Annotated in this window: 27 protein-coding genes; 23 read left to right on the forward strand and 4 right to left on the reverse strand. The window is 75.3% G+C overall.

Going from position 1 to position 25634, the window contains the following annotated elements; genetic code table 11:
- Nucleotides 1-44: 44 nt before the first annotated feature.
- Entirely contained in the window at nucleotides 45-1286 is a 1242-nt protein-coding gene (gene ftsY / locus OF117_RS06175) for a signal recognition particle-docking protein FtsY (RefSeq protein WP_263551927.1), read from the forward strand.
- A gap of 60 nt (nucleotides 1287-1346) precedes the next feature.
- Here ftsY and OF117_RS06180 read toward each other — a convergent pair whose 3' ends face one another.
- Genes OF117_RS06180 through OF117_RS06195 form a run of 4 tightly spaced genes read right to left on the reverse strand, consistent with a single transcriptional unit; the run spans nucleotide 1347 to nucleotide 3970 of the window.
- The gene (locus OF117_RS06180) at nucleotides 1347-2117 is read right to left on the reverse strand and encodes an energy-coupling factor ABC transporter ATP-binding protein (protein ID WP_263551928.1); all 771 of its coding nucleotides are present in this window, start codon (nucleotides 2115-2117) and stop codon (nucleotides 1347-1349) included.
- Nucleotides 2114-2896: a cobalt ECF transporter T component CbiQ gene (gene cbiQ / locus OF117_RS06185; protein ID WP_263551929.1), complete on the reverse strand. Its 783-nt coding sequence runs from the start codon at nucleotides 2894-2896 to the stop codon at nucleotides 2114-2116. The genes OF117_RS06180 and cbiQ overlap by 4 nt, the downstream gene beginning before the upstream one ends.
- Nucleotide 2897: 1 nt before the next feature.
- Nucleotides 2898-3218, reverse strand: coding sequence for a PDGLE domain-containing protein (locus OF117_RS06190; protein WP_263551930.1), 321 nt, complete (start codon nucleotides 3216-3218; stop codon nucleotides 2898-2900).
- Entirely contained in the window at nucleotides 3215-3970 is a 756-nt protein-coding gene (locus OF117_RS06195) for an energy-coupling factor ABC transporter permease (protein ID WP_263551931.1), read from the reverse strand. Before OF117_RS06195 ends, OF117_RS06190 begins: the two co-directional genes overlap by 4 nt.
- Nucleotides 3971-4252: 282 nt before the next feature.
- Here OF117_RS06195 and OF117_RS06200 point away from each other — a divergent pair, with 282 nt between their 5' ends.
- The 22 genes from OF117_RS06200 to whiG all read left to right on the forward strand — a co-directional run bounded on the left by OF117_RS06200 (nucleotide 4253) and on the right by whiG (nucleotide 25567).
- Nucleotides 4253-5620 (forward strand): ammonium transporter, encoded by a 1368-nt coding sequence (locus OF117_RS06200; RefSeq protein ID WP_263551932.1) that lies wholly within the window; start codon nucleotides 4253-4255, stop codon nucleotides 5618-5620.
- Nucleotides 5617-5955 (forward strand): P-II family nitrogen regulator, encoded by a 339-nt coding sequence (locus OF117_RS06205; protein WP_263551933.1) that lies wholly within the window; start codon nucleotides 5617-5619, stop codon nucleotides 5953-5955. The genes OF117_RS06200 and OF117_RS06205 overlap by 4 nt, the downstream gene beginning before the upstream one ends.
- A 211-nt stretch (nucleotides 5956-6166) precedes the next feature.
- Nucleotides 6167-8563, forward strand: coding sequence for a [protein-PII] uridylyltransferase (locus OF117_RS06210; RefSeq protein WP_263551934.1), 2397 nt, complete (start codon nucleotides 6167-6169; stop codon nucleotides 8561-8563).
- Between the two features lie 89 nt (nucleotides 8564-8652).
- Nucleotides 8653-8844: a hypothetical protein gene (locus OF117_RS06215; RefSeq protein WP_263551935.1), complete on the forward strand. Its 192-nt coding sequence runs from the start codon at nucleotides 8653-8655 to the stop codon at nucleotides 8842-8844.
- Between the two features lie 151 nt (nucleotides 8845-8995).
- On the forward strand, nucleotides 8996-10600 hold the full coding sequence (ffh, locus tag OF117_RS06220) for a signal recognition particle protein (protein ID WP_263551936.1): 1605 nt from the start codon (nucleotides 8996-8998) through the stop codon (nucleotides 10598-10600).
- Entirely contained in the window at nucleotides 10597-11694 is a 1098-nt protein-coding gene (locus OF117_RS06225) for an amidohydrolase family protein (protein ID WP_263551937.1), read from the forward strand. The genes ffh and OF117_RS06225 overlap by 4 nt, the downstream gene beginning before the upstream one ends.
- A 142-nt stretch (nucleotides 11695-11836) precedes the next feature.
- The gene (locus OF117_RS06230) at nucleotides 11837-13657 is read left to right on the forward strand and encodes a proline--tRNA ligase (RefSeq protein WP_263551938.1); all 1821 of its coding nucleotides are present in this window, start codon (nucleotides 11837-11839) and stop codon (nucleotides 13655-13657) included.
- A 171-nt stretch (nucleotides 13658-13828) separates the two neighbouring features.
- Complete coding sequence (gene rpsP, locus OF117_RS06235) at nucleotides 13829-14326, forward strand: 30S ribosomal protein S16 (protein ID WP_263551939.1); 498 nt, start codon at nucleotides 13829-13831, stop codon at nucleotides 14324-14326.
- A 3-nt stretch (nucleotides 14327-14329) separates the two neighbouring features.
- On the forward strand, nucleotides 14330-14566 hold the full coding sequence (locus OF117_RS06240) for an RNA-binding protein (protein ID WP_263551940.1): 237 nt from the start codon (nucleotides 14330-14332) through the stop codon (nucleotides 14564-14566).
- Nucleotides 14567-14595: 29 nt separating this feature from the next.
- Complete coding sequence (rimM, locus tag OF117_RS06245) at nucleotides 14596-15093, forward strand: ribosome maturation factor RimM (protein WP_263551941.1); 498 nt, start codon at nucleotides 14596-14598, stop codon at nucleotides 15091-15093.
- Between the two features lie 5 nt (nucleotides 15094-15098).
- A complete protein-coding gene (gene trmD / locus OF117_RS06250; RefSeq protein WP_263551942.1) occupies nucleotides 15099-15848 on the forward strand; it encodes a tRNA (guanosine(37)-N1)-methyltransferase TrmD in 750 nt (249 codons plus the stop codon).
- The gene (locus OF117_RS06255) at nucleotides 15845-16345 is read left to right on the forward strand and encodes an NUDIX hydrolase (RefSeq protein WP_263551943.1); all 501 of its coding nucleotides are present in this window, start codon (nucleotides 15845-15847) and stop codon (nucleotides 16343-16345) included. The genes trmD and OF117_RS06255 overlap by 4 nt, the downstream gene beginning before the upstream one ends.
- Before the next feature lie 148 nt (nucleotides 16346-16493).
- On the forward strand, nucleotides 16494-16850 hold the full coding sequence (gene rplS / locus OF117_RS06260; protein ID WP_263551944.1) for a 50S ribosomal protein L19: 357 nt from the start codon (nucleotides 16494-16496) through the stop codon (nucleotides 16848-16850).
- A 64-nt stretch (nucleotides 16851-16914) separates the two neighbouring features.
- A complete protein-coding gene (gene lepB / locus OF117_RS06265; RefSeq protein WP_263551945.1) occupies nucleotides 16915-17883 on the forward strand; it encodes a signal peptidase I in 969 nt (322 codons plus the stop codon).
- 309 nt (nucleotides 17884-18192) lie between these two features.
- The gene (locus tag OF117_RS06270) at nucleotides 18193-18903 is read left to right on the forward strand and encodes a LuxR C-terminal-related transcriptional regulator (RefSeq protein WP_263551946.1); all 711 of its coding nucleotides are present in this window, start codon (nucleotides 18193-18195) and stop codon (nucleotides 18901-18903) included.
- A gap of 231 nt (nucleotides 18904-19134) precedes the next feature.
- Nucleotides 19135-19908, forward strand: coding sequence for a ribonuclease HII (locus OF117_RS06275; protein ID WP_263551947.1), 774 nt, complete (start codon nucleotides 19135-19137; stop codon nucleotides 19906-19908).
- Complete coding sequence (locus OF117_RS06280) at nucleotides 19905-20225, forward strand: DUF2469 domain-containing protein (protein ID WP_029432918.1); 321 nt, start codon at nucleotides 19905-19907, stop codon at nucleotides 20223-20225. The genes OF117_RS06275 and OF117_RS06280 overlap by 4 nt, the downstream gene beginning before the upstream one ends.
- Nucleotides 20226-20356: 131 nt before the next feature.
- Entirely contained in the window at nucleotides 20357-20716 is a 360-nt protein-coding gene (locus OF117_RS06285) for a YraN family protein (RefSeq protein WP_263551948.1), read from the forward strand.
- The gene (locus OF117_RS06290; protein WP_263551949.1) at nucleotides 20713-22233 is read left to right on the forward strand and encodes a YifB family Mg chelatase-like AAA ATPase; all 1521 of its coding nucleotides are present in this window, start codon (nucleotides 20713-20715) and stop codon (nucleotides 22231-22233) included. The genes OF117_RS06285 and OF117_RS06290 overlap by 4 nt, the downstream gene beginning before the upstream one ends.
- A gap of 197 nt (nucleotides 22234-22430) precedes the next feature.
- Nucleotides 22431-23576, forward strand: coding sequence for a DNA-processing protein DprA (dprA, locus tag OF117_RS06295; protein ID WP_263551950.1), 1146 nt, complete (start codon nucleotides 22431-22433; stop codon nucleotides 23574-23576).
- Nucleotides 23577-23749: 173 nt separating this feature from the next.
- Entirely contained in the window at nucleotides 23750-24685 is a 936-nt protein-coding gene (locus OF117_RS06300; RefSeq protein WP_263551951.1) for a tyrosine recombinase XerC, read from the forward strand.
- Nucleotides 24686-24763: 78 nt separating this feature from the next.
- Nucleotides 24764-25567, forward strand: a complete 804-nt coding sequence (gene whiG, locus OF117_RS06305; RefSeq protein WP_263551952.1) for an RNA polymerase sigma factor WhiG — start codon at nucleotides 24764-24766, stop codon at nucleotides 25565-25567.
- The last annotated feature ends 67 nt before the right edge of the window (nucleotides 25568-25634 follow it).

The following is a 25634-nucleotide window of genomic DNA, read 5'->3' on the forward strand; positions in this document are numbered from 1 at the left end:
ACGCGCGGTCCGGCGGGGAGGGGCCGGCTGGGAGGATCGGCGGCATGGAGTTCGTGCTGATCGCGATCGCGATCCTGCTCGTCGCCCTCATCGCCGTCGCCGGCCTGCTGGTGGGGCGCGGGCGCCGGACCACCCGGCTCGACGAGGACGCCGCCGCCGGCACGACGCTGACGCGGCCGCGCCCGCCGACGACCGGGGACGAGCAGGCCGACCGGGGCTCCGGCGCGACGGCGTCCGGGCTGCTCGAGCCCCCGGCCGTCGAGCCGCCGGTGGCTCCACCGGCGGAGGCGCCGGTCGAGCTGCCGCCGGCCGAGCCCGAGCCCGGACTGGTCCTCGAGACCCCGCCGCCGTCGGCCGGCCGGCTCGTCCGGCTGCGGTCCCGGCTGGCCCGCTCCCAGTCCTCGCTCGGCCGCGGGCTGCTCACCGTGCTCGCCCGCGAGCGGCTCACCGAGGACGACTGGGAGGAGATCGAGGAGACGCTGCTGGCCGCCGACGTCGGCGTCGCCGCGACGCAGCACATCGTCGACCGGCTGCGCACCCAGTCGATGGTCCTGGCCACCGCGTCCGGCACCGAGCTGCGCGAGCTGCTGGTCCAGGAGCTGGCCACGGTGCTCGGTCCCGACCTCGACCGGCGCCTGGGCACGCGGCGTCGCGAGGGCCGCCCCGGCGTCGTCCTCGTGGTGGGCGTCAACGGGGCCGGCAAGACGACCACGGTCGGCAAGCTCGCCCGCGTGCTCGTCGGAGACGGGCACAGCGTGGTGCTCGGCGCGGCCGACACGTTCCGCGCCGCGGCCGCCGACCAGCTCGAGACCTGGGGGGAGCGGGTCGGCGTCCTCACCGTCCGCGGGCGCGAGGGCGGTGACCCGGCGTCGGTCGCCTTCGAGGCGGTGCGCACCGGCATCGAAGGGGAGGCCGACACGGTCGTCATCGACACCGCCGGCCGGCTGCACACCAAGGCGGGCCTGATGGACGAGCTCGGCAAGGTCAAGCGGGTCGTGGAGAAGCAGTCCCCGGTCACCGAGGTGCTGCTCGTGCTCGACGCGACCACGGGGCAGAACGGCGTCGTCCAGGCCCGCGTCTTCACCGAGGCGGTCGACGTCACCGGCGTCGTCCTCACCAAGCTCGACGGGACGGCGAAGGGCGGCATCGTCGTCTCCGTGCAGCGGGAGCTCGGCATCCCGGTCAAGCTGGTCGGCCTGGGGGAGGGCCCCGACGACCTGGCCCCGTTCGAGCCACGGGCCTTCGCCGAGGCGCTGGTCGGCGGGGCGGACGCCGCGGCCGCCTGAGGAGGGAGCTCCGGCCTCCCCGCCCGGGGCAGGCCCGGGACGGGCCGACCGGACGCGTCCTCAGGTCCGGGTCGGGTCGAACCCGTAGGGCAGCTCGAGCCGGTGGGCGGTGAGCAGGTCGGCGTCGGCGAGCAGCGCGCGCGTCGGCCCGTCGGCCACCACGGTCCCGCGGTCGAGGACCACCGAGCGCGGGCACAGCTGCAGGGCGTAGGGCAGGTCGTGCGTGACCATCAGCAGGGTCACCGGCAGCGCGTCGAGCACCTCGGCCAGCTCCCGCCGCCCGGCCGGGTCCAGGTTGGACGACGGCTCGTCGAGCACCAGGATCTCCGGGTGCATCGACAGCACGGTGGCGACGGCGACGCGGCGGCGCTGGCCGAACGACAGGTGGTGCGGCGGCCGGTCGGCGACCCCGGCCATGCCCACCCGGTCGAGCGCCTCGGCCACCCGCGCGGCGACCTCGGCCTCCGGCAGCCCGAGGTTGCGCGGACCGAAGGCCACGTCCTCGCCGACGGTCGGCATGAACAGCTGGTCGTCGGGGTCCTGGAAGACGATGCCCACGCGGCGGCGGATCTCCCGCAGCGCGGGCTTCGCGACGGGCAGGCCGGCGACCTCCACCCGGCCGCGGCCGGCCTGCAGGATGCCGTTGAGGTGCAGGACCAGGGTGGTCTTGCCGGCCCCGTTGGGCCCGAGCAGCGCCACCCGCTCGCCCCGCTCGATGCGCAGGTCGACACCGAAGAGGGCCTGGTGGCCGTCGGGGTAGGCGAAGGCCAGGTCCTCGACGAGCAGGGACGGGACGGGCCGATCGCTCGGCGACGACGGGGGAGCGCTCACCCGAGCAGTGCGCCGGTGAGGAGGGCGGCGGCCGCGCCCAGCGGCAGGGCCAGCGCCGTCCACCACTGCCGCGCGGGCACCGCCTCGGACGAGCCGCCGGGGAGCCGGCCGGCGTAGCCCCGCGACAGCATCGCCAGGTGCACCCGCTCGCCGCGCTCGAAGGAGCGGACGAACAGCGCACCGACCGCCGGGCCGAGCACCCGCAGCGCGCCGAGGTGGCGGCCGCGGAAGCCGCGCGACTCGCGGGCCACCCGCATCCGGCGCAGCTCGCCGGCCACCACGTCGGCGTAGCGGATCATGAACGACAGGATCTGCACCAGCAGCGGCGGCAGGCGCAGCCGCTCCAGCCCGCGCAGCAGCGCCCGCGGCTCGGTCGTCGCGGCCAGCACGGTGGCGGCGAGCACCGAGAGCGTGGCCTTCGCCAGGATGCCGCCGCCGACGGCCAGCCCGTCGGCCGACAAGGCCAGGCCGAGCACCTCGACCCGCGGCCCGCGGGAGACGAACGGCAGCAGCAGCGCGAAGGCCACGAACGGCAGCTCGACCAGCAGGCCCCGGGCCAGCCGGGCCGGCCGGACGCGCGCCACCGCGGCGGCGGTGAGCACGAGCAGCAGGTAGCCGGCGTAGGCGGCCGGCGCCCAGGCCGCGTGCACCGGGGTCGCCACGACGACCAGCGCGAACGCGAGGACGGCGACCAGCTTCGGGTGCGCCGCCAGCCGGTGCACCGGGCTCGCGCCGGACCCGGTGCCGGTGCCGGGCCCGAGCAGGCCGACCGCGGCCACGTCAGCGCCGGGGGGTGCGGTCGCCGCGGCGACGCAGCAGCAGCGCCAGACCGCCGGCCAGCACCAGGGTCACCAGCACGCCGGCGACCCCGGCCAGGCCGCCGGACAGCCGGCCGCCGTCCACCCCGCGGACGGAGTAGTCGGCCAGCGGCGACCCGGCGGCGGCGCTGTCCTCCGCCGTGCCGAGGAAGCCCGCCCGTCCGGCGGCCCACTCCAGCCCGTCGGGGGAGCCGCTGGCGTACCAGCTGGCGACGCCGGCGACCAGCAGCGCGACGGCGACGCCGACGAGCCAGACGGTGCGCGTGCGGGGACGGCGGCTCACCGTGCGCTCCCGGTCGGGTCGAGCCGCCCGGTGTCGGTGCGCACGGTGTCGGTGCGCACGGTGTCGGTGCGCCCGGTGTCGGTGCGCGGCGCCAGCCCCGTCCGGGCCAGGTGCCGGGCGCCGCGCACCAGGTCCGGCCGCACCGCCACGACCGCGCCGAGCACCGCCACGGTGATCGCCGCCTCGCCCAGACCGATCAGGCCGTGGACGCCGGTCATGAACGCCGCGACCGTGCCGACCGGGACGTCGGCGACCCCGCCGGCCGCGAACAGCGCGGTGAACACCAGCGCGGCCGCGGGCACCGACAGGAAGGCGCCCAGGCCTGCGCCGGCGAGCACCGCCGTGCGCGACCGGGACCACACGGCGGTCGTCGCACGCAGCAGCCCCCAGCCCACCAGGACGGTGACCAGCCCGACGAGGACGACGTTGGTGCCGAGCGCGACCAGGCCGCCGTCGGCGAAGAAGACGGCCTGCACCAGCAGCACGACCGTCATGCACAGGACCGCCGTCCACGGACCGACCAGGGCCGCCGTGAGCGCGCCGCCCATGAGGTGGCCGCTGGTCCCGGCCGCGACGGGGAAGTTCATCATCTGCACCGCGAAGACGAAGCAGGCGGTCAGGCCGGCCAGGGGAGCGGTGAGGTCGTCGAGCTCGCGGCGCGACTGCCGGAGGGCGACGGCCACGGTGCCGGCGGCCAGCGCTGCGGTGGCCGCCGAGGTCGGGACGTCGAGGAACCCGTCGGGGACGTGCACGCTGCCTCCTGCGGATGCGCGGTCGGACCCCGCGGAGCTTATTGCACCTCGTTTGCAACTGCAGGTGGTTCGCAGCCGCGGAGGGCGGCGAGCGGCGATCCGGGGGGCGCGCAACACGGACGCAACGTGCGGCGGGGACACGCGGCGCGGAGTTCACGACGCCGAAACGTGCGCGTGCCGCCGTCGGAAACAGTCGGACGGCACGGTGGTCGCCGACCCCACCAGCCCGTTTCCGGGCCTCTCGACGCGGCCGCAGGCCGACGACCCCGACAGGAGGTTGCCGTGGTCAACACCGGCGACACCGCCTGGATCCTCACCAGCGCCGCCCTCGTGCTGCTGATGACCCCGGGCCTCGCGCTCTTCTACGGCGGCATGGTCCGCGCGAAGAGCGTGCTGAACATGATGATGATGAGCTTCGGTGCGCTGGCGCTGATCAGCGTGCTCTGGGTGCTCTACGGCTACTCCATCGCCTTCGGCAACGACGTCGGTGCCGGCCTGCTCGGCAACCCGGTGGAGTTCCTCGGCCTCAACGGGCTGATGGAGGACCTCACCAGCGAGGAGGGCGGCCTGCCGGCGATGGCCTTCGTCGGGTTCCAGGCGGTCTTCGCGATCATCACCGTGGCGCTCATCAGCGGTGCGATCGCCGACCGCGCGAAATTCGGCGCGTGGATGGTGTTCGCCGGCGTCTGGGCGACCGTCGTCTACTTCCCGATCGCCCACTGGGTGTTCGACTTCACCCTCACCGACGACAGCGGCGCGGTCACCCACGTCGGCGGCTGGATCGCCAACAACCTCGCCGCGATCGACTTCGCCGGTGGCACCGCCGTCCACATCAACGCCGGCGCCGCCGGCCTCGCGCTGGCCCTCGTGCTCGGCAAGCGGCGCGGCTTCGGCCGTGAGGCCATGCGGCCGCACAACCTGCCGCTGGTGATGATCGGTGCCGGCCTGCTGTGGTTCGGCTGGTTCGGCTTCAACGCCGGCTCTGCCGTCGCCGCGAACAACGCCGCCGCCGTCGCGTGGGTGAACACGCTCGTCGCCACCGGTGCCGCGGCCCTGGGCTGGCTGGCCACCGAGAAGATCCGCGACGGGCACGCCACCTCCCTCGGCGCGGCGTCCGGCGTGGTCGCCGGCCTGGTCGCCATCACGCCGGCCTGCTCCTCGGTCTCACCGGTCGGCGCGATCGTGGTCGGTGCGATCGCCGGCGTCCTGTGCGCGCTCGCCGTCGGCCTGAAGTACCGGCTCGGCTACGACGACTCGCTCGACGTGGTCGGCGTCCACCTCGTCGGTGGGCTGTGGGGCACCATCGCGATCGGCTTCCTGGCCACCGATGCCGCTCCGGCCGGGGTGAGCGGGCTGTTCTACGGCGGCGGGGTCGACCAGCTGTGGCGCCAGGTCGTCGGCGCGGTGGCGGTCCTGGCGGTCTCCTTCGTGGCCACCTGGATCATCGGCACCGTCATCCAGAAGACCATGGGCTTCCGCCTGCCGGAGGAGGACGAGGTGACCGGCATCGACACCGTCGTGCACGCGGAGTCCGGGTACGACTTCACCAGCCTGGGCGGGGGCAGCGGTAGCGCCGGCCCGTCGCTCACCGGCCAGGCACGGGCCGCGTCCGCCGGCACGGCCCGCAACACGGAAGGGATCGGGGCATGAAGCTCGTCACCGCCATCGTCAAGCCGTTCAAGCTCGACGACGTCAAGAACGCTCTGGAGCTGATCGGCATCGCCGGGCTCACCGTCAGCGAGGTGCAGGGCTTCGGCCGCCAGCGCGGCCACACCGAGGTCTACCGCGGTGCGGAGTACCAGGTCGACTTCGTGCCGAAGGTGCGCATCGAGGTCGTCGTCAGCGAGCTCGACGCCGCCCGGGTGGTCGACGCGGTCGTCGAGTCCGCCTCCACCGGGCAGATCGGCGACGGGAAGGTGTGGGTCACCACGATCGACGAGATCGTCCGCGTCCGCACCGGTGAGCGCGGGGACGACGCCCTCTGAAAGGACCCTCCTGCCCCCCGCCACTCGCAGGCTCGCGGCGGGACCTTGCAGGAGGGCCGTCCCGCCCCCCGCCACTCGCGGCGGGACCCTGCAGGAGGGCCGGATTCTCGGCCCGCTGAGCTCCGCCGGCCGGGGTGGTGGTCCGTCCACCACCCCGGCCGGCGCCGTCCGGCCGGCGTCCGGGACCGGACGGCGACCTCGAGGGGGAGACGTGCTGGACCAGACGGCCCTGCCGGGCATGACCCGCGCCGACCGCGTCGCGGCGCTCGACGGGTGGCTCGCGACGCTGCTCGACGACGCCGTCGCCGGCACCCCGCCACCGCGCCGCCGCCGCGGCGGCCCGCCGCCGCGGACCGGCACCGACGGCATCGCGCTCGTCGCCGTCGGCAGCCTCGGCCGCCGGGAGCCGGCGCCGCACGGCGACCTCGACCTGGTGCTGGTGCACGACGACCGCCCGGAGATCGCCGCCGTCGCCGACGCGCTGTGGTACCCGATCTGGGACGCCGGCCTGCGGCTGGACCACTCCGTGCGGTCGGTCCCCGAGGCGGTGGCGGTGGCCGGCACCGACGTCAAGGCCGGGCTCGGGCTGCTCGACGCCCGGTTCGTGGCCGGGGATGCCGGGCTCGCGGGGGCCCTGCGGTCGGCGACCCTCGCCGGCTGGCGGCAGTCGGCGTCGCGGCTGCTGCCGCACCTGCGCGACCTGCGCCGCGATCGGGGCCGCGTCGTCGGCGAGCTCGCCTTCCTGCTCGAGCCGGACCTCAAGGAGGCCTACGGCGGACTGCGGGAAGGGCAGGTGCTGCGGGCCGTGGCCGCCGCGCAGCTGGCCGACGAGCCGCCCGCCGAGGTCGAGGCGGGCTACGCCTTCCTGCTCGACGTCCGCGACGAGCTGCGCCGGCGCACCGGCCGGGCGGGTGACGTGCTGGTGCGCCAGGAGCAGCGGCCGATCGCCGCGGCGCTCGGGCTGCCCGACGAGGACGTCCTGCTGCGCGAGGTCAGCCTCGCCGGCCGCCGGCTGGCCTTCGTCGCCGACGAGACGTGGCGGCGGGTCGAGGCCGCGCTGGTCCGCCGGCCGCGCGGGCGCTACCGGCGGGTGCGGCGCGAGCCGCTCGCCGAGGGCGTCGTCCGCCAGGGCGACGAGGTCGTGCTCGCCCGCGACGCGAAGCCGGCGGCCGATCCCGGCCTGCTCGTCCGGGCGGCGGCCGCCGCCGCCCGCGCCGACCTCCCGCTGTCGCCGTACACGCTCAAGGTGCTCGCGGTGCACACCGCGCCGCTGCCGGAGCCGTGGCCCGCCGAGGTGCGGTGGTCGTTCCTGCGGCTGCTGGCCGGCGGCCGGTCCGCGGTGGCCGTGCTCGAGCAGCTGGACCAGGAGGGTCTGCTCTCGCGGCTGCTGCCGGAGTGGGACCGGGTCCGCTCGCTGCCGCAGCGGCACCCGTGGCACCGGTTCACCGTCGACCGGCACCTGGTCGAGGCGGCCGCGGCGGCGGCCGAGCTCACCCGCGACGTCGACCGGCCCGACCTGCTGCTGGTCGCCGCGCTGCTGCACGACATCGGCAAGGGCTGGCCGGGTGACCACAGCGTCACGGGCGAGCCGGTGGCCGCCCGGATCGCCACCCGGATGGGCTTCGCATCCCCCGACGTCGCCGTCCTGGGGACGCTGGTGCGCCACCACCTGCTGCTGCCCGACACCGCGACGCGGCGCGACATCGACGACCCGGCGACGGTCGACCGGGTGGCGGCCACCATCGGGCACGACCCCGCGGTGCTGCAGCTGCTGCACGCGCTGGCCCAGGCCGACGGCGCGGCGACCAGCGCGTCGGCCTGGTCGCCGTGGAAGGCCCACCTCGTCGCGGCGCTGGTCGCCCGCGTGCAGGCCCGCCTCGGCGCGGCGGTCGCGACCGAGCCGGAGCCGGTCCTGTCGCCGAGCCCGCCGCAGGTGGTCGCGGCGGCCGGTCCGACCGGGGAGTCCGGCGCGGTGGCGGTCGGCATCCAGGACGTCGCCGACGGCCAGCAGGTCACCATCGGCGCGCCCGACCGGCCCGGCATGCTCAGCTGCTGCGCCGGGGTGCTGGCGCTCAACCAGCTCGACGTGCGGGCGGCCAAGCTGTCGGTCACCGACGGCTACGGGACGGCGGTGTTCGCCGTCCGGCCCCGCTTCGGCCGGGCGCCGGTGCCGCAGCTGCTCGCCGACGGCGTCCGCGCCGCCCTCGACGGGACGCTGCCGCTGGCCGAGCGCCTGCGCCAGCGCGAGGCCGACTACCGGCAGGACGCGGGGCGGTCGGCGCCGCCGCGGATCTCCTGGCACGACGCCGAGGTCTCCGGCGACGCGGCCGGGATCGTCGAGGTGCGGGCCGCCGACGGGGCGGGACTCCTGTACCGGATGACCGCCGCGCTGGCCGCCGAGGGGCTGGACGTGACCTCGGCGCGGGTGGAGACGCTCGGCGGCGACGCCGTCGACTCGTTCTACGTGTGCTCCCCGGACGGCACGCCGCTGGATCCCGAGCACCGGGGCAGGATCGAGTCCGCCCTGACCGCCGCCGCCCGCGGCGTGGTGCCCGACCTCCCGGCGGTGCCGTCGGGGGTCGGGGCGGACGCCGACACGCCGCGCTGAGCCCGCCGTCCCCGGTTCTGTCGGTGGTCCGTGCCAGGTTCGCAGACCAGCGGGACGGAACGGTCCCACCTGGCGAGAGGAGTCCCGGAGTGGACGGCCGGCTGTGGACCTGCCCCACGTGCGACGACGTCCGCGAGTTCGTGCAGCCGCCCTGCCCCGACGGCCACACCGACGACCGCGGCGAGTGCCCCGAGTGGGCTTGCGCCGGGTGCGGTTACGCGTACCTGCTCGGCGACGTCCCGGTGGGAATCGCGGCGCGGCCGGTCGGCCGGGCGGCCTGAGGGCGGACCTCGCTGCCCCACGCCTCGCGAGCACGCCGTTGGGCCCCGCGCCGAGGCGGGACCCGGACGACGGCGGCGGCCGAGTTCCTCCTCGATACCCTGGCAGCAGGGTGCGCGGCCCGCCGCGCCCAGTGACTCCCGAGGACGTGTTGTGTTCGAGACCCTCTCCGATCGCCTCGACAAGGTCTTCACCGGCCTGCGCGGCAAGGGCCGGCTGAGCGACGCAGACATCGACGCCACCGCGCGCGAGATCCGCATCGCGCTGCTGGAGGCCGACGTCGCGCTCCCGGTGGTGCGCGCCTTCATCACCGCGGTCAAGGACCGGGCCCGCGGGGCGGAGGTGTCCCAGGCGCTCAACCCGGCCCAGCAGGTCATCAAGATCGTCAACGAGGAGCTCATCAGCATCCTCGGCGGCGAGACCCGCCGGCTGCGCCACGCCAAGACCGCGCCGACGGTCATCATGCTCGCCGGCCTGCAGGGCTCCGGCAAGACCACCCTGGCCGGCAAGCTGGGCCGCTGGCTGAAGAGCCAGGGGCACACGCCCCTGCTGGTGGCGGCCGACCTGCAGCGGCCCAACGCGGTCAACCAGCTGTCGATCGTCGCCGGCCAGGCCGGGGTCGACGTGTTCGCCCCCGAGCCCGGCAACGGCGTGGGCGATCCGGTGCGGGTGGCCGCCGAGTCCATCGAGCACGCCCGGCGCACGATGCACGACGTCGTCGTCGTCGACACCGCGGGCCGGCTGGGCATCGACGCGGAGCTGATGCAGCAGGCCGCCGACATCCGCGACGCCGTCCGGCCCGACGAGACCCTGTTCGTGGTCGACGCGATGATCGGCCAGGACGCCGTCACCACCGCGACCGCCTTCCAGGAGGGAGTCGGCTTCTCCGGCGTCGTGCTCACCAAGCTCGACGGCGACGCCCGCGGCGGCGCCGCGCTGTCGGTGCGGCACGTGACCGGCCAGCCGATCATGTTCGCCTCCACCGGCGAGAAGCTCACCGACTTCGACGTCTTCCACCCCGAGCGGATGGCCTCGCGCATCCTCGGCATGGGCGACGTGCTGACCCTGATCGAGCAGGCCGAGCAGGCCTTCGACGCCGACCAGGCCGAGAAGATGGCCGGCAAGCTGGTCAGCCGGGAGGGTTTCACGCTCGAGGACTTCCTCGAGCAGATGACCGCCATCCGCAAGATGGGTCCGATCGCCAACCTGCTCGGCATGCTGCCCGGCGCGGGGCAGATGAAGGAGCAGCTCAAGCAGGTCGACGACCGCGACCTCGACCGCACCGCGGCGATCATCCGGTCGATGACGCCGGAGGAGCGGGTCAACTCCAAGATCATCAATGCCTCGCGGCGGGTGCGGATCGCCAACGGCTCGGGGGTCAGCGTCACCGACGTCAACCAGCTGCTGGACCGCTTCGCCCAGGCCCAGAAGATGATGGGGCAGATGGCCGGCAGCATGGGTCTGCCCGGCATGGGGCCGATGTCGAAGAAGGCCCGGGGCCGCCAGATGCAGGCCCAGTCGCGCGGCAAGGGCAAGAAGGGCAAGGGCAAGAAGGGTGGCCCCTCCCGGCGCCCGGTGGGCGCGCCCGGACTGCCGCCCGGCGCGGGCCTCCCCGGCGGTGGCTTCCCCGGCGGCTTCCCCGGTGCGCCGGGGGCGGGCGGGCCGGGCGGGATGCCCGGGCTGCCGCCCGGCCAGGCGCTGCCCGACCTGACCAAGCTGCGGTTCGACCAGCCCGGGGACGAACGGCCCTCCCGGTGACCGGGCCGGAGGACGCGCCCGCGCTGCACCTGTCCGGCGTCGTGCTCCCCGACGGCGAGCACCGCGACGTGTGGGTGCGCGGAGGCCGGTTCACCTTCGAGCCCGTGCCCGGCGCCGAGACCGTCGTCCGGGGTGGGTGGCTGGTCCCGGGCCTGGTCGACGCGCACTGCCACGTCGGCATCGCGACCGGCGGCACGCCGGTCGACGACCTGGCGGCCGCCCGCGAGCAGGCGCTCGCCGAGCGGGCCGCCGGCGTGCTGGCGTTGCGTGACTGCGGCTCCCCGGTCGACACCCGGGCCCTCGACCAGGAGCTCGACCTGCCCCGGATCATCCGGGCCGGCCGGCACCTGGCCGCGCCCCGGCGGTACATCCCCGGGCTGGCGATCGAGCTGGAGCCCGACGCACTGGCCGAGGAGGTCCGGGTGCAGGCCCGGCGCGGCGACGGCTGGGTCAAGCTGGTCGGCGACTGGATCGACCGGGCGGTGGGCGACCTGGCGCCGGAGTGGCCGGCGTCCGCGGTGCGCGCGGCCATCGCCGCCGCGCACGAGGAGGGCGCGCGGGTCACCGCGCACACCTTCGGCACCGAGGCGCTGCCCGACCTGATCGACGCGGGCATCGACTGCATCGAGCACGGCACCGGGCTGACCGAGGAGCTGATCGGCCGGATGGCCGCGCGCGGGACGGCGGTGGTGCCGACCCTGCTCAACGTCGCCAACTTCCCCCGCTTCGCCGAGGCCGGGGAGCAGCGGTTCCCGACCTACGCCTCGACGATGCGGCGACTGCACGCATCGGCCGGCGCGGTCGTGCGGGCGGCCCACGACGCGGGCGTCCCGGTGTTCGCCGGCACCGACGCCGGGGGCGGCATCCGGCACGGCGTCATCGCCGACGAGGTGCGGGCGCTGCACCAGGCCGGGCTGCCCGCCGAGGCGGCGCTGGCCGCGGCGTCCTGGTCGGCGCGCGCGTGGCTCGGCCTGCCGTGCATCGAGGAGGGCGCATCGGCCGACGTGGTCGCCTACGACACCGATCCGCGCGCCGACCTCGGCGCGCTGGCGAAACCGGGGGTCACGCTGCTGCGCGGCCGCGTCGTCGCCTGACCCGGCTGGGACCGGCGTCGCCCTGCGCGGGAGGCGCCGCGTGGCGGGGCCGGAGGCTCCCGCGCGGTGGCGCGGGACACGCTCGACGCCGCGCCAGGGGGCACCTGGCCGCGTCGCCGGCCGGTAGGCCGACAATGTCGTCGTGCTCCTTCGGATGTCCTCGCTGTTCCTGCGCACCCTGCGCGACGACCCGGCCGACGCCGAGGTGCCCAGCCACCGGTTGCTGGTGCGCGCCGGCTACATCCGCCGCGCCGCCCCGGGCGGCTTCACCTGGCTGCCGCTGGGCTACCGGGTGTTCCGCAACGTGGAGCGCGTCGTCCGCGAGGAGATGGACCGGATGGGCGCCCAGGAGGTGCACTTCCCGGCGCTGCTGCCGCGCGAGCCCTACGAGGCCACCGGCCGCTGGACCGAGTACGGCGACAACGTGTTCCGGCTCACGGACCGCCGCGGCGCCGACCACCTGCTCGGCCCGACGCACGAGGAGATGTTCACGCTCCTGGTGAAGGACCTGTACTCGTCGTACAAGGACCTGCCGCTGTCGCTGTACCAGATCCAGACCAAGTACCGCGACGAGGCGCGGCCGCGCGCCGGACTGCTGCGCGGCCGCGAGTTCACGATGAAGGACAGCTACTCCTTCGACGTCGACGACGCAGGGCTGGACCGCTCCTACGCGCAGCACCGCGAGGCCTACGTCCGGATCTTCGACCGGCTCGGGCTGGACTACGTCATCGTCTCGGCGATGTCGGGAGCGATGGGCGGGTCGAAGAGCGAGGAGTTCCTGCACCCGACGCCGATCGGGGAGGACACCTTCGTCCGCTCCCCGGGCGGGTACGCCGCCAACGTCGAGGCCGTCACGACCGTCGTCCCGGACGCCGTGCCGCTCGACGGGCTGCCGGAGGCCCACGTCGAGGACACCCCCGACACCCCCACCATCGAGACGCTGGTCGCCGTCGCCCAGCAGCTCTTCCCGGACGCCGGCTACACGGCGCGGGACACGCTGAAGAACGTCGTCGTCACGCTCGTGCGCCCCGACGGCACGCGTGAGCCGCTGGTGGTCGGCCTCCCCGGCGACCGCGAGGTCGACGCGAAGCGGCTGGAGGCGCAGGTCGCCCCGGCCGAGGTGCAGCCGTTCACCGAGTTCGACCAGCACCCGCTGCTGGTCAAGGGCTACCTCGGGCCGCAGATCCTGGGCAGCGGGTCGAAGACCGGCATCCGCTACCTGGTCGACCCGCGCGTGGTCGAGGGCACCCGGTGGATCACCGGCGCCAACGAACCGGGCAAGCACGTCTTCAACCTGGTCGCCGGCCGCGACTTCGGGTGGGACGGCGTCATCGAGGCCGCCGAGGTGCTGCCCGGCGACCCGGCGCCGGACGGCTCCGGCCCGCTGGAGCTGGCCCGCGGCGTGGAGATCGGGCACATCTTCCAGCTCGGCCGCAAGTACGCCGAGGCGCTCGGCCTCCAGGTGCTCGACGAGAGCGGCAGGCTCGTCACGGTGACCATGGGCTCCTACGGCGTCGGCGTCTCCCGCGCGGTGGCCGCCATCGCCGAGTCCACGCACGACGAGCTCGGCCTTTGCTGGCCGCGCGAGGTCGCCCCGGCCGACGTGCACGTCGTCGCCACCGGCAAGGACCCGGCGATCTTCACCGCGGCCGAGGAGCTGGTCGCCGAGCTGGTCGACGGCTGGGGGCTGACGGTGCTGTTCGACGACCGGCCCAAGGTCAGCCCCGGGGTGAAGTTCAAGGACGCCGAGCTGCTCGGCGTGCCGACGATCCTCACCGTCGGCCGGGGGCTGGCGGACGGCGTCGTCGAGCTGCGCGACCGGGCGAGCGGCGAGCGGACGGACGTGCCGGTCAGCGGGGCACGGGACGCCGTGCTCGCCGCCGTCCGGGGCGGGTCGCAGCCGGCCACGGAGACCGGCGCGCCCGGCGCGGAGCTCGCCTGGTCGCCGACGCCGGGGGCCTGATCGGCTCCCGGTCGGGCGCCGCGCGCCGGTCTGGCACAATGGTCGGTCGAACACGGCGGTGGGCGGCCCTCTCACCGTTGCCGGCCGTGTCCTGAGGCTCCGCCCCGGCGTACCCCCACGCGCCGCTCCGGCGAGCAACCACGAACGCGTCCGAGGAGTACACCACCCACCGTGGCCACCAAGATCAAGCTCATGCGCCTGGGCAAGATGCGCGCGCCGTACTACCGCATCGTCGTCGCCGACGCCCGCACCAAGCGGGACGGTCGCGTCATCGAGACGATCGGCAAGTACCACCCGAAGGAGGAGCCCTCCTTCATCGAGGTCGACACCGAGCGCGCCCAGTACTGGCTCGGCGTCGGCGCGCAGCCGACCGAGCCCGTCGCGGCGATCTTCCGCGTGACCGGTGACTGGCAGAAGTTCAAGGGCGAGCCCGCGCCGCCGCCGATGAAGACCGCCGCGCCGAAGCCGGACAAGAAGACCCTCTACGAGGAGGCCGTCCGCTCCGCCGGTGGCGAGGAGCCGGCCGCCGGCGCCACCACGCCGAAGAAGAAGGCCGCGCCGAAGAAGGCCGCCGCCGAGTCGCCGGCCGGATCGTCCGCCGAGACCGAGGCCGCCGGTGCGGGCGGCGAGGGTCCGGCCGCGGGCGCCGGCGCCGCGCCCGCCGAGTAAGACGTGCTCGAAGAGGCCCTCGAGCACCTGGTCAAGGGCATCGTCGACCACCCCGACGACGTCACCGTCGACCTGCTCACCAGCCGCCGCGGCAAGACCCTGGAGGTCCGGGTGCACCCCGACGACCTCGGCAAGGTCATCGGCCGCGGCGGCCGCACGGCCAAGGCGCTGCGCCAGGTGATGACCGGTGTCGGCGGGCGCGGCCTCCGGGTCGACGTCGTCGACACCGACGGGCGCTGAGCACGGCGAGCCCTCCTCCGGACACCGTGGTGGTCGGCCGCATCGGCCGGCCGCACGGCGTCCGCGGCGAGGTAACCGTCGAGGTGCGCACCGACGACCCCGACCAGCGGTTCGCCGACGGGGCGGTGCTGCTCACCGAGCCGGCCGACCGCGGGCCGCTCACCGTGGCCGGCGCCCGCTGGCACCGGGAGATCCTCCTGCTGTCGCTGGACGGCGTGGACAGCCGCGAGGAGGCCGAGGCGCTCCGCGACACCGAGCTGCACGTCCCCGTCGCCGACCTGCCCGCGCTCGACGACCCCGACGCCTACTACGACCACCAGCTGGTCGGCCTCCGCGCGCAGCTGCCCGACGGCTCGCCGGTGGGCGAGGTGGTCGCCGTCCGCCACGAGGGCGCCGATCTGCTCGTGGTGCGGCGCCCGGAGCGGCGCGAGCTGCTCGTCCCGTTCGTGGCCGCCATCGTCCCGACCGTCGACCTGGCCGGGGGCGTCGTCGTCGTCGACCCGCCCGAGGGCCTGCTGGAGCTGTGACCGGGATGCGCGGCCCCTTCGACGTCCGGATCATCACGATCTTCCCCGAGTACCTCGCGCCGCTGCGCCAGTCGCTGCTCGGCAAGGCCGCGGAGCGCGGCCTGGTCGGCATCGCCGTGCACGACCTGCGGACCTGGACCGACGACGTGCACCGCACCGTCGACGACGCCCCCTACGGCGGCGGCCCGGGGATGGTGATGCGTCCCGAGCCGTGGGGGCGGGCCCTCGACGCGGTGCGGCCGCCCGGCACCCGGCTCGTGGTGCCCACCCCGGCGGGCCGGCCCTTCACCCAGGCCACCGCCGCGCAGTGGGCGGCGGAGCCGGGGCTGGTCTTCGCCTGCGGGCGCTACGAGGGCATCGACCAGCGGGTCGCCGACTGGGCGGCGTCGGCCGGGCCGGTGTCGGAGGTCTCGCTGGGCGATTACGTGCTGGCCGGCGGGGAGTCCGCCGTCCTGGTGATGGTGGAGGCCGTCACCCGGCTGCTGCCCGGGGTCGTGGGCAACCGCGAGTCGGTGCAGTTCGACTCGCACGCCGACGGCCTGCTCGAGGGCCCGGCGTACACCCGGCCGGCGTCGTGGCGCGGGCACGACGTCCCGGCCGTGCTGCTGTCGGGTGACCACGCCGCGATCGCCCGGTGGCGGCGCGAGCAGTCGCTGCGGCGGACCGCGGCCCGCCGTCCGGACCTGCTGGCGGCGCTGCCGCCGGACGCGCTGAGCGACGCGGACCGCGCCCTGCTGGAGGGCGGCGGGCGGTGAGCGCCCGGCCCTGGGTGCGCCCGACGGCCCGGGTCGTGGTGCTCGACCCGGACGGCCGGGTGCTGCTGCTCGGTGCTCGCCTGACCGACCCAGCGGTGCCGCCGGGTGAGGTGCTGTTCTGGTACACGCCCGGCGGGGGAGTGGAGGACGGCGAGAGCACGCGGGACGCCGCGGTGCGGGAGCTGGCCGAGGAGGTCGGTCTCGTCGTGGCGCCGGGGGCGCTCGAGGGCCCGGTGTGGGTGCGCCGGCACGTCGGGCCCTTCGCCGGGGTGCAGATCGACTCGCGGGAGACGTTCTTCGCGCTGCGTGACGTCGTGCACGAGGTCGACGCCTCGGGGCGGACCGAGCTCGAGGTGCTCGGGAACGAGCCGCACCGCTGGTGGTCGCCGGCCGAGATCGCCGCCGCCGACGTGGTCTTCGCCCCGCGCGAGCTCGCCACGGTGCTGCCCGAGCTGCTGACCGGGCCCTGGGCAGGGCCGCCGCGCATCGTCGACTGAGGATGTGGCACAGTAGAGAGCTGCTGCAGACCGGTGGCGCACGCCGACCGGTGCTCCCCGCCGGAGCCGCAGCTCCCCGGACCGGACAACCGGGGCGTTCCGCTGCCCGCACCGAGCACGAGCCCCGCCAATACTGAGGACTGCCGCGATGAACACCCTCGACGCACTCGACGCCGCCTCGCTGCGCGACGACATCCCGGCCTTCCGGCCCGGCGACACCGTCAAGGTGCACGTCCGCGTGGTCGAGGGCAACCGCTCCCGGATCCAGGTCTTCCAGGGTGTCGTCATCCGCCGTCAGGGTGGCGGCATCCGCGAGACCTTCACCGTGCGCAAGATCAGCTTCGGCGTCGGGGTGGAGCGCACCTTCCCGGTGCACACCCCGGTCGTCGAGAAGATCGAGGTGCTGACCCGCGGCGACGTGCGCCGCGCGAAGCTCTACTACCTGCGCGAGCTGCGCGGCAAGGCCGCCAAGATCAAGGAGAAGCGCGAGACGGTGTCGCGCTGACACCCCGGCCGGGTTCGCCCGGCTGCCGTCGCGGCGGGCTTCCCGCGCCGTACGCTGGCTCCCGATGAGCAGCGACCGGCCTGGGGGGCCCGCCGACACCGTTCCGGGGGGCGCCGATGGTGGGGATCCCGGTCGTCCGGACGACGCCGGTCGGAGCGGTGGCTCCCGGGCCCGCCACCGGGAACGGGATCCCAAGAGGGGCTCGCTGCTGCGCGAGCTGCCGGTGCTGCTGCTCGTGGCGTTCGTGCTCGCCGTGCTGGTCAAGACCTTCCTCGTGCAGGCGTTCTTCATCCCGTCCGGTTCGATGGAGCAGACGCTGCACGGCTGCCCGGGGTGCACCGGCGACCGCGTCCTGGTGAACAAGGTGCCGTACTGGTTCGACGAGCCCCAACCCGGCGACATCGTCGTGTTCACCGGCCCGGACACCTGGACGCCCGAGGTGAGGGTGTCCGAGCCGACCAACTGGGTCACCGGCGCGCTGCTGTGGCTCGGTCGCACCGTCGGCGTCGCGCCGCCCAGCGAGGACGACTTCATCAAGCGGGTCATCGCCGTCGGCGGGCAGACCGTGCAGTGCTGCGACGCCGAAGGCCGGGTGACCGTCGACGGCAAGCCGCTCCACGAGCCCTACATCTACGAGAACAAGCCGCTGGAGGGCCGCACCTTTCCTCCGGTCACCGTCCCGGAGGGTCGGCTGTGGGTGATGGGCGACCACCGGTCGGCCTCGGCCGACTCCACCGTGCACATCGGTGACCAGTACGCGGGGACCATCTCCGTGGACGACGTCATCGGCAAGGCCGCCGTCATCGTCTGGCCACCGAGCCGGATCGGGCTGCTCGACTCGCCCGCCATCCAGGCCGCCGGGTCCGCCGGGCAGGGGGTCGACGCCGGCCCCGCGTCCGCAGGGGTCCAGGCGGTCGCGCCCGCGATGGCCGCGACGCCCGCCGTGGCGGCGGCCGCGTCGCCGGGCGCGGTCGGTCTGGCTGCGGCGCTCCCGGTCGCGGCCTGGCGCGCGGCGCGCCGCCGCACGCGCTGACCTGGGCGCTCGGTTCCCCGTTGCGTCCGGCGCGGCACCGCCGCGTCCCTGCTCGCCGCCCCGTGTCCCTGCTCGCCGCCCCGCGTCCCTGCTCGCCACCAGTCCTGCCCGGCGCTCCGGATCGGTGGTGAACCGATCGACGGATGACATTTCCGCCGATTTGTCGACACGCGGTGCAGTTGTGACCGGCTCGGTCATTCACCGAGCACTTCCAGTCGTGAAAAGAAATCACCGAAAAGTGTTCAAGCAATCGCTTCACCCTTCCGATGGAGGTCGTGCAAGCTTCCGAAAAGCGAAATGGAGTCAGCTGTGTCTGCACCGATGGCGAGCACCGCCCGCGGCGTCACCCGCGTGCTCCTCCTCGCCGACGCGCCGGTCCTGCGCCGCGGCCTGGTCAGCATGATCAACGAGACGGCTGGCATGCAGTCGGTCGGCACGCCCGGGGAGATCCGGCGGGCCCTGACGCTGGTCGAGACCGCACGCCCCGACGCCGTCGTGGTGGAGCTGGGCGCCGGTCGGGCAGCGACCCTCAACGCCTGCCGCGACCTGCGCCGCCGGTTCCCGCGGGTGTCCATCGTCGCTCTCGCCACGTCGGAGGACCCGGCCGTGGTGAACGAGGCGCTGGCCGCCGGCATCCGCGGCTACCTCATGATCAACACCTCGCCGACCCTGCTCGGCTGGGCGATCCTCGCCGCCCGCGCGGGCCGGGTCGTGGTCGACCCGCAGATCCGCCGTGTGGAGCCTTCGGCCGTGCCGGTGAACAAGCCGTTCACACCCGAGGTGCCGCTCACCCGGCGGGAGTCGGACGTGCTCGACGAGCTGCTCCAGGGCCAGTCGAACCGGCAGATCGGTCGCAACCTGTTCATCAGCGAGGACACCGTCAAGAGCCACGTCAAGGCGATCCTGCGCAAGCTGGGTGCGCGTGACCGGGCGCACGCGGTGTCGCTGGTGCTGTCCAGCCGCAACCCGGCCGCCTGCACCTGCGGCGCCCACAACCTCTCGGCGGCGGTCGAGGCCTGAGCGACCACGCCCCGCTCCCCGGGCCGGCTCCGAACGGAGCCGGCCCGGCGTGCGTCCGGGGTCGGCGGACGTGGCGGTGGCCGCGGACCGGATCGGACGTCCGTCCCGACGGACCTCGTCGATGGCGGTGGCCGGCACGGGCAGCGGCCCGTTCTGCGGGACCGTCCCGCCCCGCGCGGCGGAGATCCGGGCCCCGGCGTCGGGGCCCGGCCGTCGTAGATTCGGACGGCGATGGCTGCGCCGACTCTTCCCCGTCCCGCCCGCCCCGCGCCGTCCCGAGCCCCCCGGAGCGCCGCCCTCGACGGCGACCGGCTGTGGGACCTCGAACGGTCGCTGCGCCGGCGCGGCTTCTCCACGATCGCCGGCGCGGACGAGGCCGGTCGGGGCGCCTGCGCCGGTCCGCTGGTCGCCGCCGCCTGCGTGCTCCCCGCCGGGCGCCGCGGACGCGTCCCGGGTCTGGCGGACTCCAAGTTGCTCACCGCGGCAGTGCGCGAGCGGGTGTACGCGGAAGTAGTCGCCCGGGCGGAGGCGTGGTCGGTGGTCGTCCTGCCCGTCGCCGACCTCGACGCCCGTGGGATGCACGTGACCAACATCGAGGCCCTGCGCCGGGCGGTGGTCGCGTTGGACCCCGGACCTGACTACGTGCTCACCGACGGCTTCCCGGTCAGCGGGCTCGCGCAGCCCAGCCTCGCGGTGTGGAAGGGCGACCGCGTCGCGGCCTGCGTCGCCGCGGCGTCGGTGCTGGCCAAGGTCACACGCGACCGGATCATGCTGCAGCTGCACGAGCGGTGGCCCCAGTACGACTTCGCCGAGCACAAGGGCTACATCACCGACGTCCACAGCGCCGCCCTGCAGCGTCACGGGCCCTGCCCCGAGCACCGCATGCGGTTCGTCAACGTGGTCCGCGCGCGCGACGCGCACGCCGCTCGCGAGCTCCACCTGACCGGGGCCGCGGCGATGGTCGATGATGGGGGCATGCGGTGTGCGCCCGAGGTCGAACGATGAGCACCGAGGATCTCGAGAAGTACGAGACCGAGATGGAGCTCCAGCTCTATCGGGAGTACCGCGACATCGTCCGCCAGTTCACGTACGTGGTGGAGACCGAGCGCCGCTTCTACCTCGCCAATTCCGTCGACCTGCAGGTCCGGGAGGCCGGCGGCGAGGTGTTCTTCGAGCTGAAGCTGTCCGATGCGTGGGTGTGGGACATGTACCGTCCCGCGCGCTTCGTGCGCAACGTCCGGGTGCTGACGTTCAAGGACGTCAACGTCGAGGAGCTGGACAAGCCCGACCTCGAGCTGCCCGACGGTCCGCGCCTGCCGTGACACCGCATCCACGCCGGCAGCGTGGCGTGCGCTGACGACGGCCCGCCCGACGCCGTCCACAGGCCTGCGGCCCGTCCACAGATCCGCGGTTCCCGTACCGAACGGCGCGGTCGAGGACGCACGGTCGGTACGTGCCGACTCGATCCGAACTCGGGGCCCGCGGCGAGGGCATCGCCGCCGCCTACCTGACCGACGCCGGCCTCCGGCTGCTCGACCGCAACTGGCGGTGCCGGGACGGCGAACTCGACATCGTGGCCCGCGAGGGTGACGCGCTGGTCTTCTGCGAGGTGAAGACGCGCCGCGGCACCGGCTACGGCCACCCGGTCGAGGCCGTGACCCCCGCCAAGCAGCGCCGCCTGCGCACGCTGGCGCAGCGGTGGCTGGCGGCGCACGACGAGCACGCCCCCGACCTGCGCTTCGACGTGGTGGGCGTGCTCGTCCGCCCTGCAGCACCGGCGCTGGTCATGCACCTGCGCGGGGCCTTCTCGTGACGCTGGCGCGCACCTGGTCGGCCGGGCTGACCGGAGTGCAGGGAGCGATGGTGGAGGTGGAGGTCGACCTCGCCGCGGGAGTCCCCCAGGTCGTCCTGGTCGGTCTGCCCGACGCGGTCGTCCGGCAGTCGGTCGACCGCGTGCGGGCCGCGGTGGTCAACGCGGGTGCCCGCTTCCCCCAGCGGCGCATCACCATCGGCCTCTCGCCTGCCTCCATGCCCAAGCAGGGCAGCGGGTTCGACCTCGCGCTGGCCGCCGCGGTGCTCGCCGCGTCGGGCGTCGTGCCCGGCGAGGCCGTCGACCGGCTCGTCCTGCTCGGCGAGCTCGGGCTCGACGGGGCGGTCCGGGGCATCCGCGGCGTGCTGCCGTCCGTGCTGGCCGCCGCCTCCGCCGGTCACCGGCACGTCGTGGTGCCCGCCGCCAACGCCGACGAGGCAGCTCTCGTCGACCGCGTCGAGGTACTCGCGGCCGCCACGCTCCGGCAGCTGATCGACCACCTGACCGGCAGGGAACGGCTCTCCCGCCACCGGCGCGGGCCCGCTCCGCCGGCTCCACCGAGCGCCGACCTCGCCGACGTGGTCGGCCAGCGAGCGGGACGGCGCGCCATCGAGGTGGCCGCCGCCGGAGGGCACCACCTGCTCCTCGCCGGCCCGCCGGGGGCGGGCAAGACCATGCTCGCCGAGCGGCTGCCGGGGCTCCTGCCGCCGCTGGACGAGCAGGCGGCCCTCGAGGTCACCGCGATCCACTCCATCGCCGGCACGCTGCCACCCGGCGCCCCGCTGGTGACCCGGCCGGTGCTCGAGGCGCCGCACCACTCGGCGACGATGGCCGCGCTCGTCGGCGGCGGGTCGGGCCAGATCCGGCCGGGTGCGCTGTGCCGGGCCCACCGCGGCGTCCTGTTCCTCGACGAGGCGCCCGAGTTCCCGCGGGCGGTCCTCGACACGCTGCGCCAGCCGCTGGAGCGCGGCCGGGTGACCATCCACCGGGCAGCCGGGACGGCGACGTTCCCGTGCCGTGCGCAGCTCGTGCTCGCGGCCAACCCGTGCCCGTGCGCCACCGCGGCAGGCGAGACGGCCTGCACCTGCAGTCCGCTGGAGAGGCGGCGGTACCAGGCGCGGCTGTCCGGGCCCCTGCTCGACCGGATCGACCTGCGGGTCGACCTCCCGCCGGTCACCCGGGCCGCCTGGCTGGACGGCGTCGCGGCGCCGGAGTCGACGGCGGTCGTCGCCGCGCGGGTGAGCGCCGCCCGGGCCGCCGCGGCGGCACGGCTGGCCGGAACCGGGTACTTGCTGAACAGCGAGGTCCCCGGCCGGTCGCTGCGGGAGCGGTGGGCGGTGCCGCGCTCGGCGCTGCGGCTGGCCGAGCGGGCGCTGGAGCGGGGTGCTCTCTCCGCCCGCGGGCTGGACCGTGTGCTGCGGGTCGCGTGGACGCTGGCCGATCTGTCCGGTCGCACGGTGCCAGGCGGTGACGAGGTGGCCGAGGCGTTGGGCATGCGGCTGCAGCGGGCGGCGGCATGACCGAGGTCGCTCGTCCGAGCGAGGGCGCTGGTGTCGGCGGGGCCGGGACGACCGGTGCGGATGCCGGTGGGCCCCGGGGCGGAGAGGCCCTGCCGCTCGATCTCGACGCGGCGATGGAGGATGCGGCCGCCGCGCCGCACCGGGCTGGTGCCCCCGGTCCGGGAGTGCGGCGGGCGAGGGCGTGGCTGAGCCGGGCGGTGGAGCCCGGGTGCATCGACTTCTGGCGCTTCGTCGACGAGGTGGGGCCGGTGGACGCCGTCCGGCTGGTGCGTGGTCGGCGAGCGTCCCCGCGGATCCGGGGGCTGGTCGCGTCCCGGGTCGACCAGGACCTGAGCCTCGCCGATCTGCGCCGCGCGGAGCGGTGCGGTGCCCGCCTGGTGGTGCCCGAGGACGACGAGTGGCCGGGTCCCCGGCTGCACGCGCTCACCGTCGCGGTCGCCGACGAGCCCGTGGAGCCCGCGCACCAGACCGAGCGCACCAAGGCGCTGGTCCCGCCGGTCGCGCTGTGGGTGCGTGGGCCGGGACGGCTGGACGAGCTCGTCGAGCGGTCGGTGGCGATGGTGGGCTCCCGGGCGTCGACCGCCTACGGCGAGCACGTCGCGGGGGAGATGGCCCACCACCTGGGGGAGCGGGGCTGGACGGTCGTGTCCGGTGGCGCGTACGGCATCGACGCGGCCGCCCACCGGGGGGCGCTCGCTGCCGGCGGTCCCACCATCGGCGTGCTGGCCTGCGGCGTGGACCGGGTCTACCCGGCCGGGCACGAGGCACTGTTCGCGCGCATCGCGGAGACCGGCCTGCTGGTCAGCGAGTGGCCGCCCGGCGCGGCACCGCACAAGCACCGCTTCCTCGTCCGCAACCGACTGATCGCCGCGCTCACCCGGGGCACGGTGGTCGTGGAGGCCTCCTCCCGCTCGGGCGCCCAGGCGACCGCGAAACGGGCCCACGGTCTGGGCCGTGGAGTGCTCGTCGTCCCGGGTCCGGTCACCTCGGCGATGTCGGTGGGCTGTCACGAGCTGCTTCGCGGCGAGGAACTCGGCGCCCGGTTGGTCGCCTCGGCGGCGCATGTCGTCGAGGCGGTCGGGCGGCTGGGTGAGGACCTGGCTGAGCCGCCCGACCACCCCGCCGACGCCCGTGACGGGCTGTCCGACGTGGCGGTCCGGGTGCTCGATGCCTGCCCGGTGCGCACCGGTGCCAGCCCCGAGCGGCTGGCCATGGTGGCCGGTTGCGACGTCCTCGACGTGCTGAAGGTCCTGCCGGCGTTGGAACTGGCCGAGCTCGTCGAGTGGACCGGCACCGGCTGGCGGCTCACCCCCCCTCCGGGGAAGCGCACACCGGCCCGGTGACCACAGCGCCGGCCCGGCCGGCGGGGTCGCCGAGGCAGACCGCAGGGTGCTCGACGGGCTCGGGTGCCCGACCCACCGGAGGTGCGGGACCTGCGCACGTCTCGGCGGGTGACCCACGACCGGCTCCGGCGCGGCTGCTTGACCCCAGCGGGACCGCATCGGACGGTTCCGAGGTGGCCGGGTCGACAGCGCAGACACGGGCGGCGCTGCCGCCGGCGCTCGCAGAGGTCGTCGACGGCTACGAGGAGCACCTGCGCGCCCAGCGCGACCTGTCGGGTCACACGGTGCGCGGCTACGTCTCGGACGCCGTGTCGCTCCTCGACCACCTGGCCCGGCGGGGCGGCGCGCAGCCGCACGACCTGGACCTGCCCGCGCTGCGCAGCTGGCTCGCGCAGGGGCGGGCCCGGGGGCACAGCCGGGCGACGACCGCGCGGCACGCCGCCGCGGCGCGCTCGTTCACGGCGTGGCTCCGCCGGACCGGCCTGGCCCCGGAGGACGTGGGCCTCCGTCTGGTCAGCCCCAAGGCGCACCGCGTCCTCCCCGACGTGCTGGCCACCGACCAGGCCCGCGCCGTCGTGGAGAACGCCGCCGGGGCCGACGCGCCCCTCGGGCTCCGCGACGCGGTCGTGCTCGAGCTGCTGTACGCCAGCGGCATCCGAGTGAGCGAGCTGGTCGGTCTGGACGTGGACGACGTCGACCGCGGGCGACGGCTGCTGCGGGTCCTCGGCAAGGGCCGGCGCGAGCGCAGCGTCCCCTACGGCGTCCCGGCCGAGCAGGCGCTCGACGCCTGGCTCACCCGCGGCCGGCCGGCGCTGGCCACGGCCGGGTCGGGGCCGGCGCTGCTCCTGGGCGCGCGCGGACGCCGGCTCGACGTCCGCGAGGCGCGCCGCACCGTGCACCGTGCCATAGCCGGGGTCGAGGGCGCGCCGGACATCGGCCCGCACGGGTTGCGCCACTCCGCGGCCACCCACGTGCTCGAGGGCGGCGCCGACCTCCGCTCGGTCCAGGAGTTGCTGGGCCACGCTAGCCTCGCGACGACGCAGATCTACACGCACGTGACGGTCGAACGACTCCGTGCGGTCCACGCGCAGGCGCATCCGCGGGCGTGACGGGGCGACGGGATGCTGGAGCAGAGGGCGGTGGCCGGAGGACCGGCACCGCAGACGGCGGGATGGGGGAGCACGACCGTGCCTGAGGCGACGATCCACCGGCTGGACGAGCACGGTGAGGACCAGGAGGCCGCCCTCGAGGACCTCTGGGCGCGCTACGTCGCCGACCGGGACACCGCCCTCCGCGACCGCCTGATCCTGCACTACGCGCCGCTGGTGAAGTACGTCGCCGGCCGGGTCGGCAGCGGTCTGCCGGCTCACGTCGAGCAGGCCGACCTCGTGTCCTACGGCACCTTCGGGCTGATCGACGCCATCACCCGTTACGAGCCGACCCGCGAGGTCAAGTTCGAGAGCTATGCCATGTCGCGCATCCGCGGCGCGATCATCGACGAGCTCCGCAACACCGACTGGATCCCGCGCTCCGTGCGGATGAAGGCCCGCCAGTTCGAACGCGCGATGGCCGCGCTGGAGACCCGGCTGCAGCGCACGCCGACCGACGAAGAGGTCGCGGCCGAGATGGACATGGACGTCGAGGAGGTCCGGAAGTTCCTGGGTCAGCTGTCCCTGGTCAACATGGTCGCGCTGGACGAACTGCTCGTCGACGAGGACGGCGGCAGCGCGCCGCGCCTGGTCGACACCCTGCAGGACTCCACCGCCCTCGACCCGCAGGCCATGGCCGAGCACGGCGAGGCGCGCCAGTTGCTGGCCCGGGCCGTCGAGCAGCTGCCCGACCGGGAGAAGGTCGTCGTCAGCCTCTACTACTTCGAGGGGCTCACGCTGGCCGACATCGGCCGCGTGCTGGGCGTGACGGAGAGCCGCATCTGCCAGCTGCACACGAAGGCCGTGCTGCACCTGCGCACCAAGCTCGCCGACATCGCCTGAGCCCGGGCAGCGGCACCGCTGTCGCCTGCACAGCGCGCCCGCCCGCCGCGGTGCTGCCGCACGGGCG

Origin of the sequence: Geodermatophilus sp. YIM 151500 (assembly GCF_025716945.1) — a bacterium.
Lineage (GTDB): Bacteria > Actinomycetota > Actinomycetes > Mycobacteriales > Geodermatophilaceae > YIM-151500.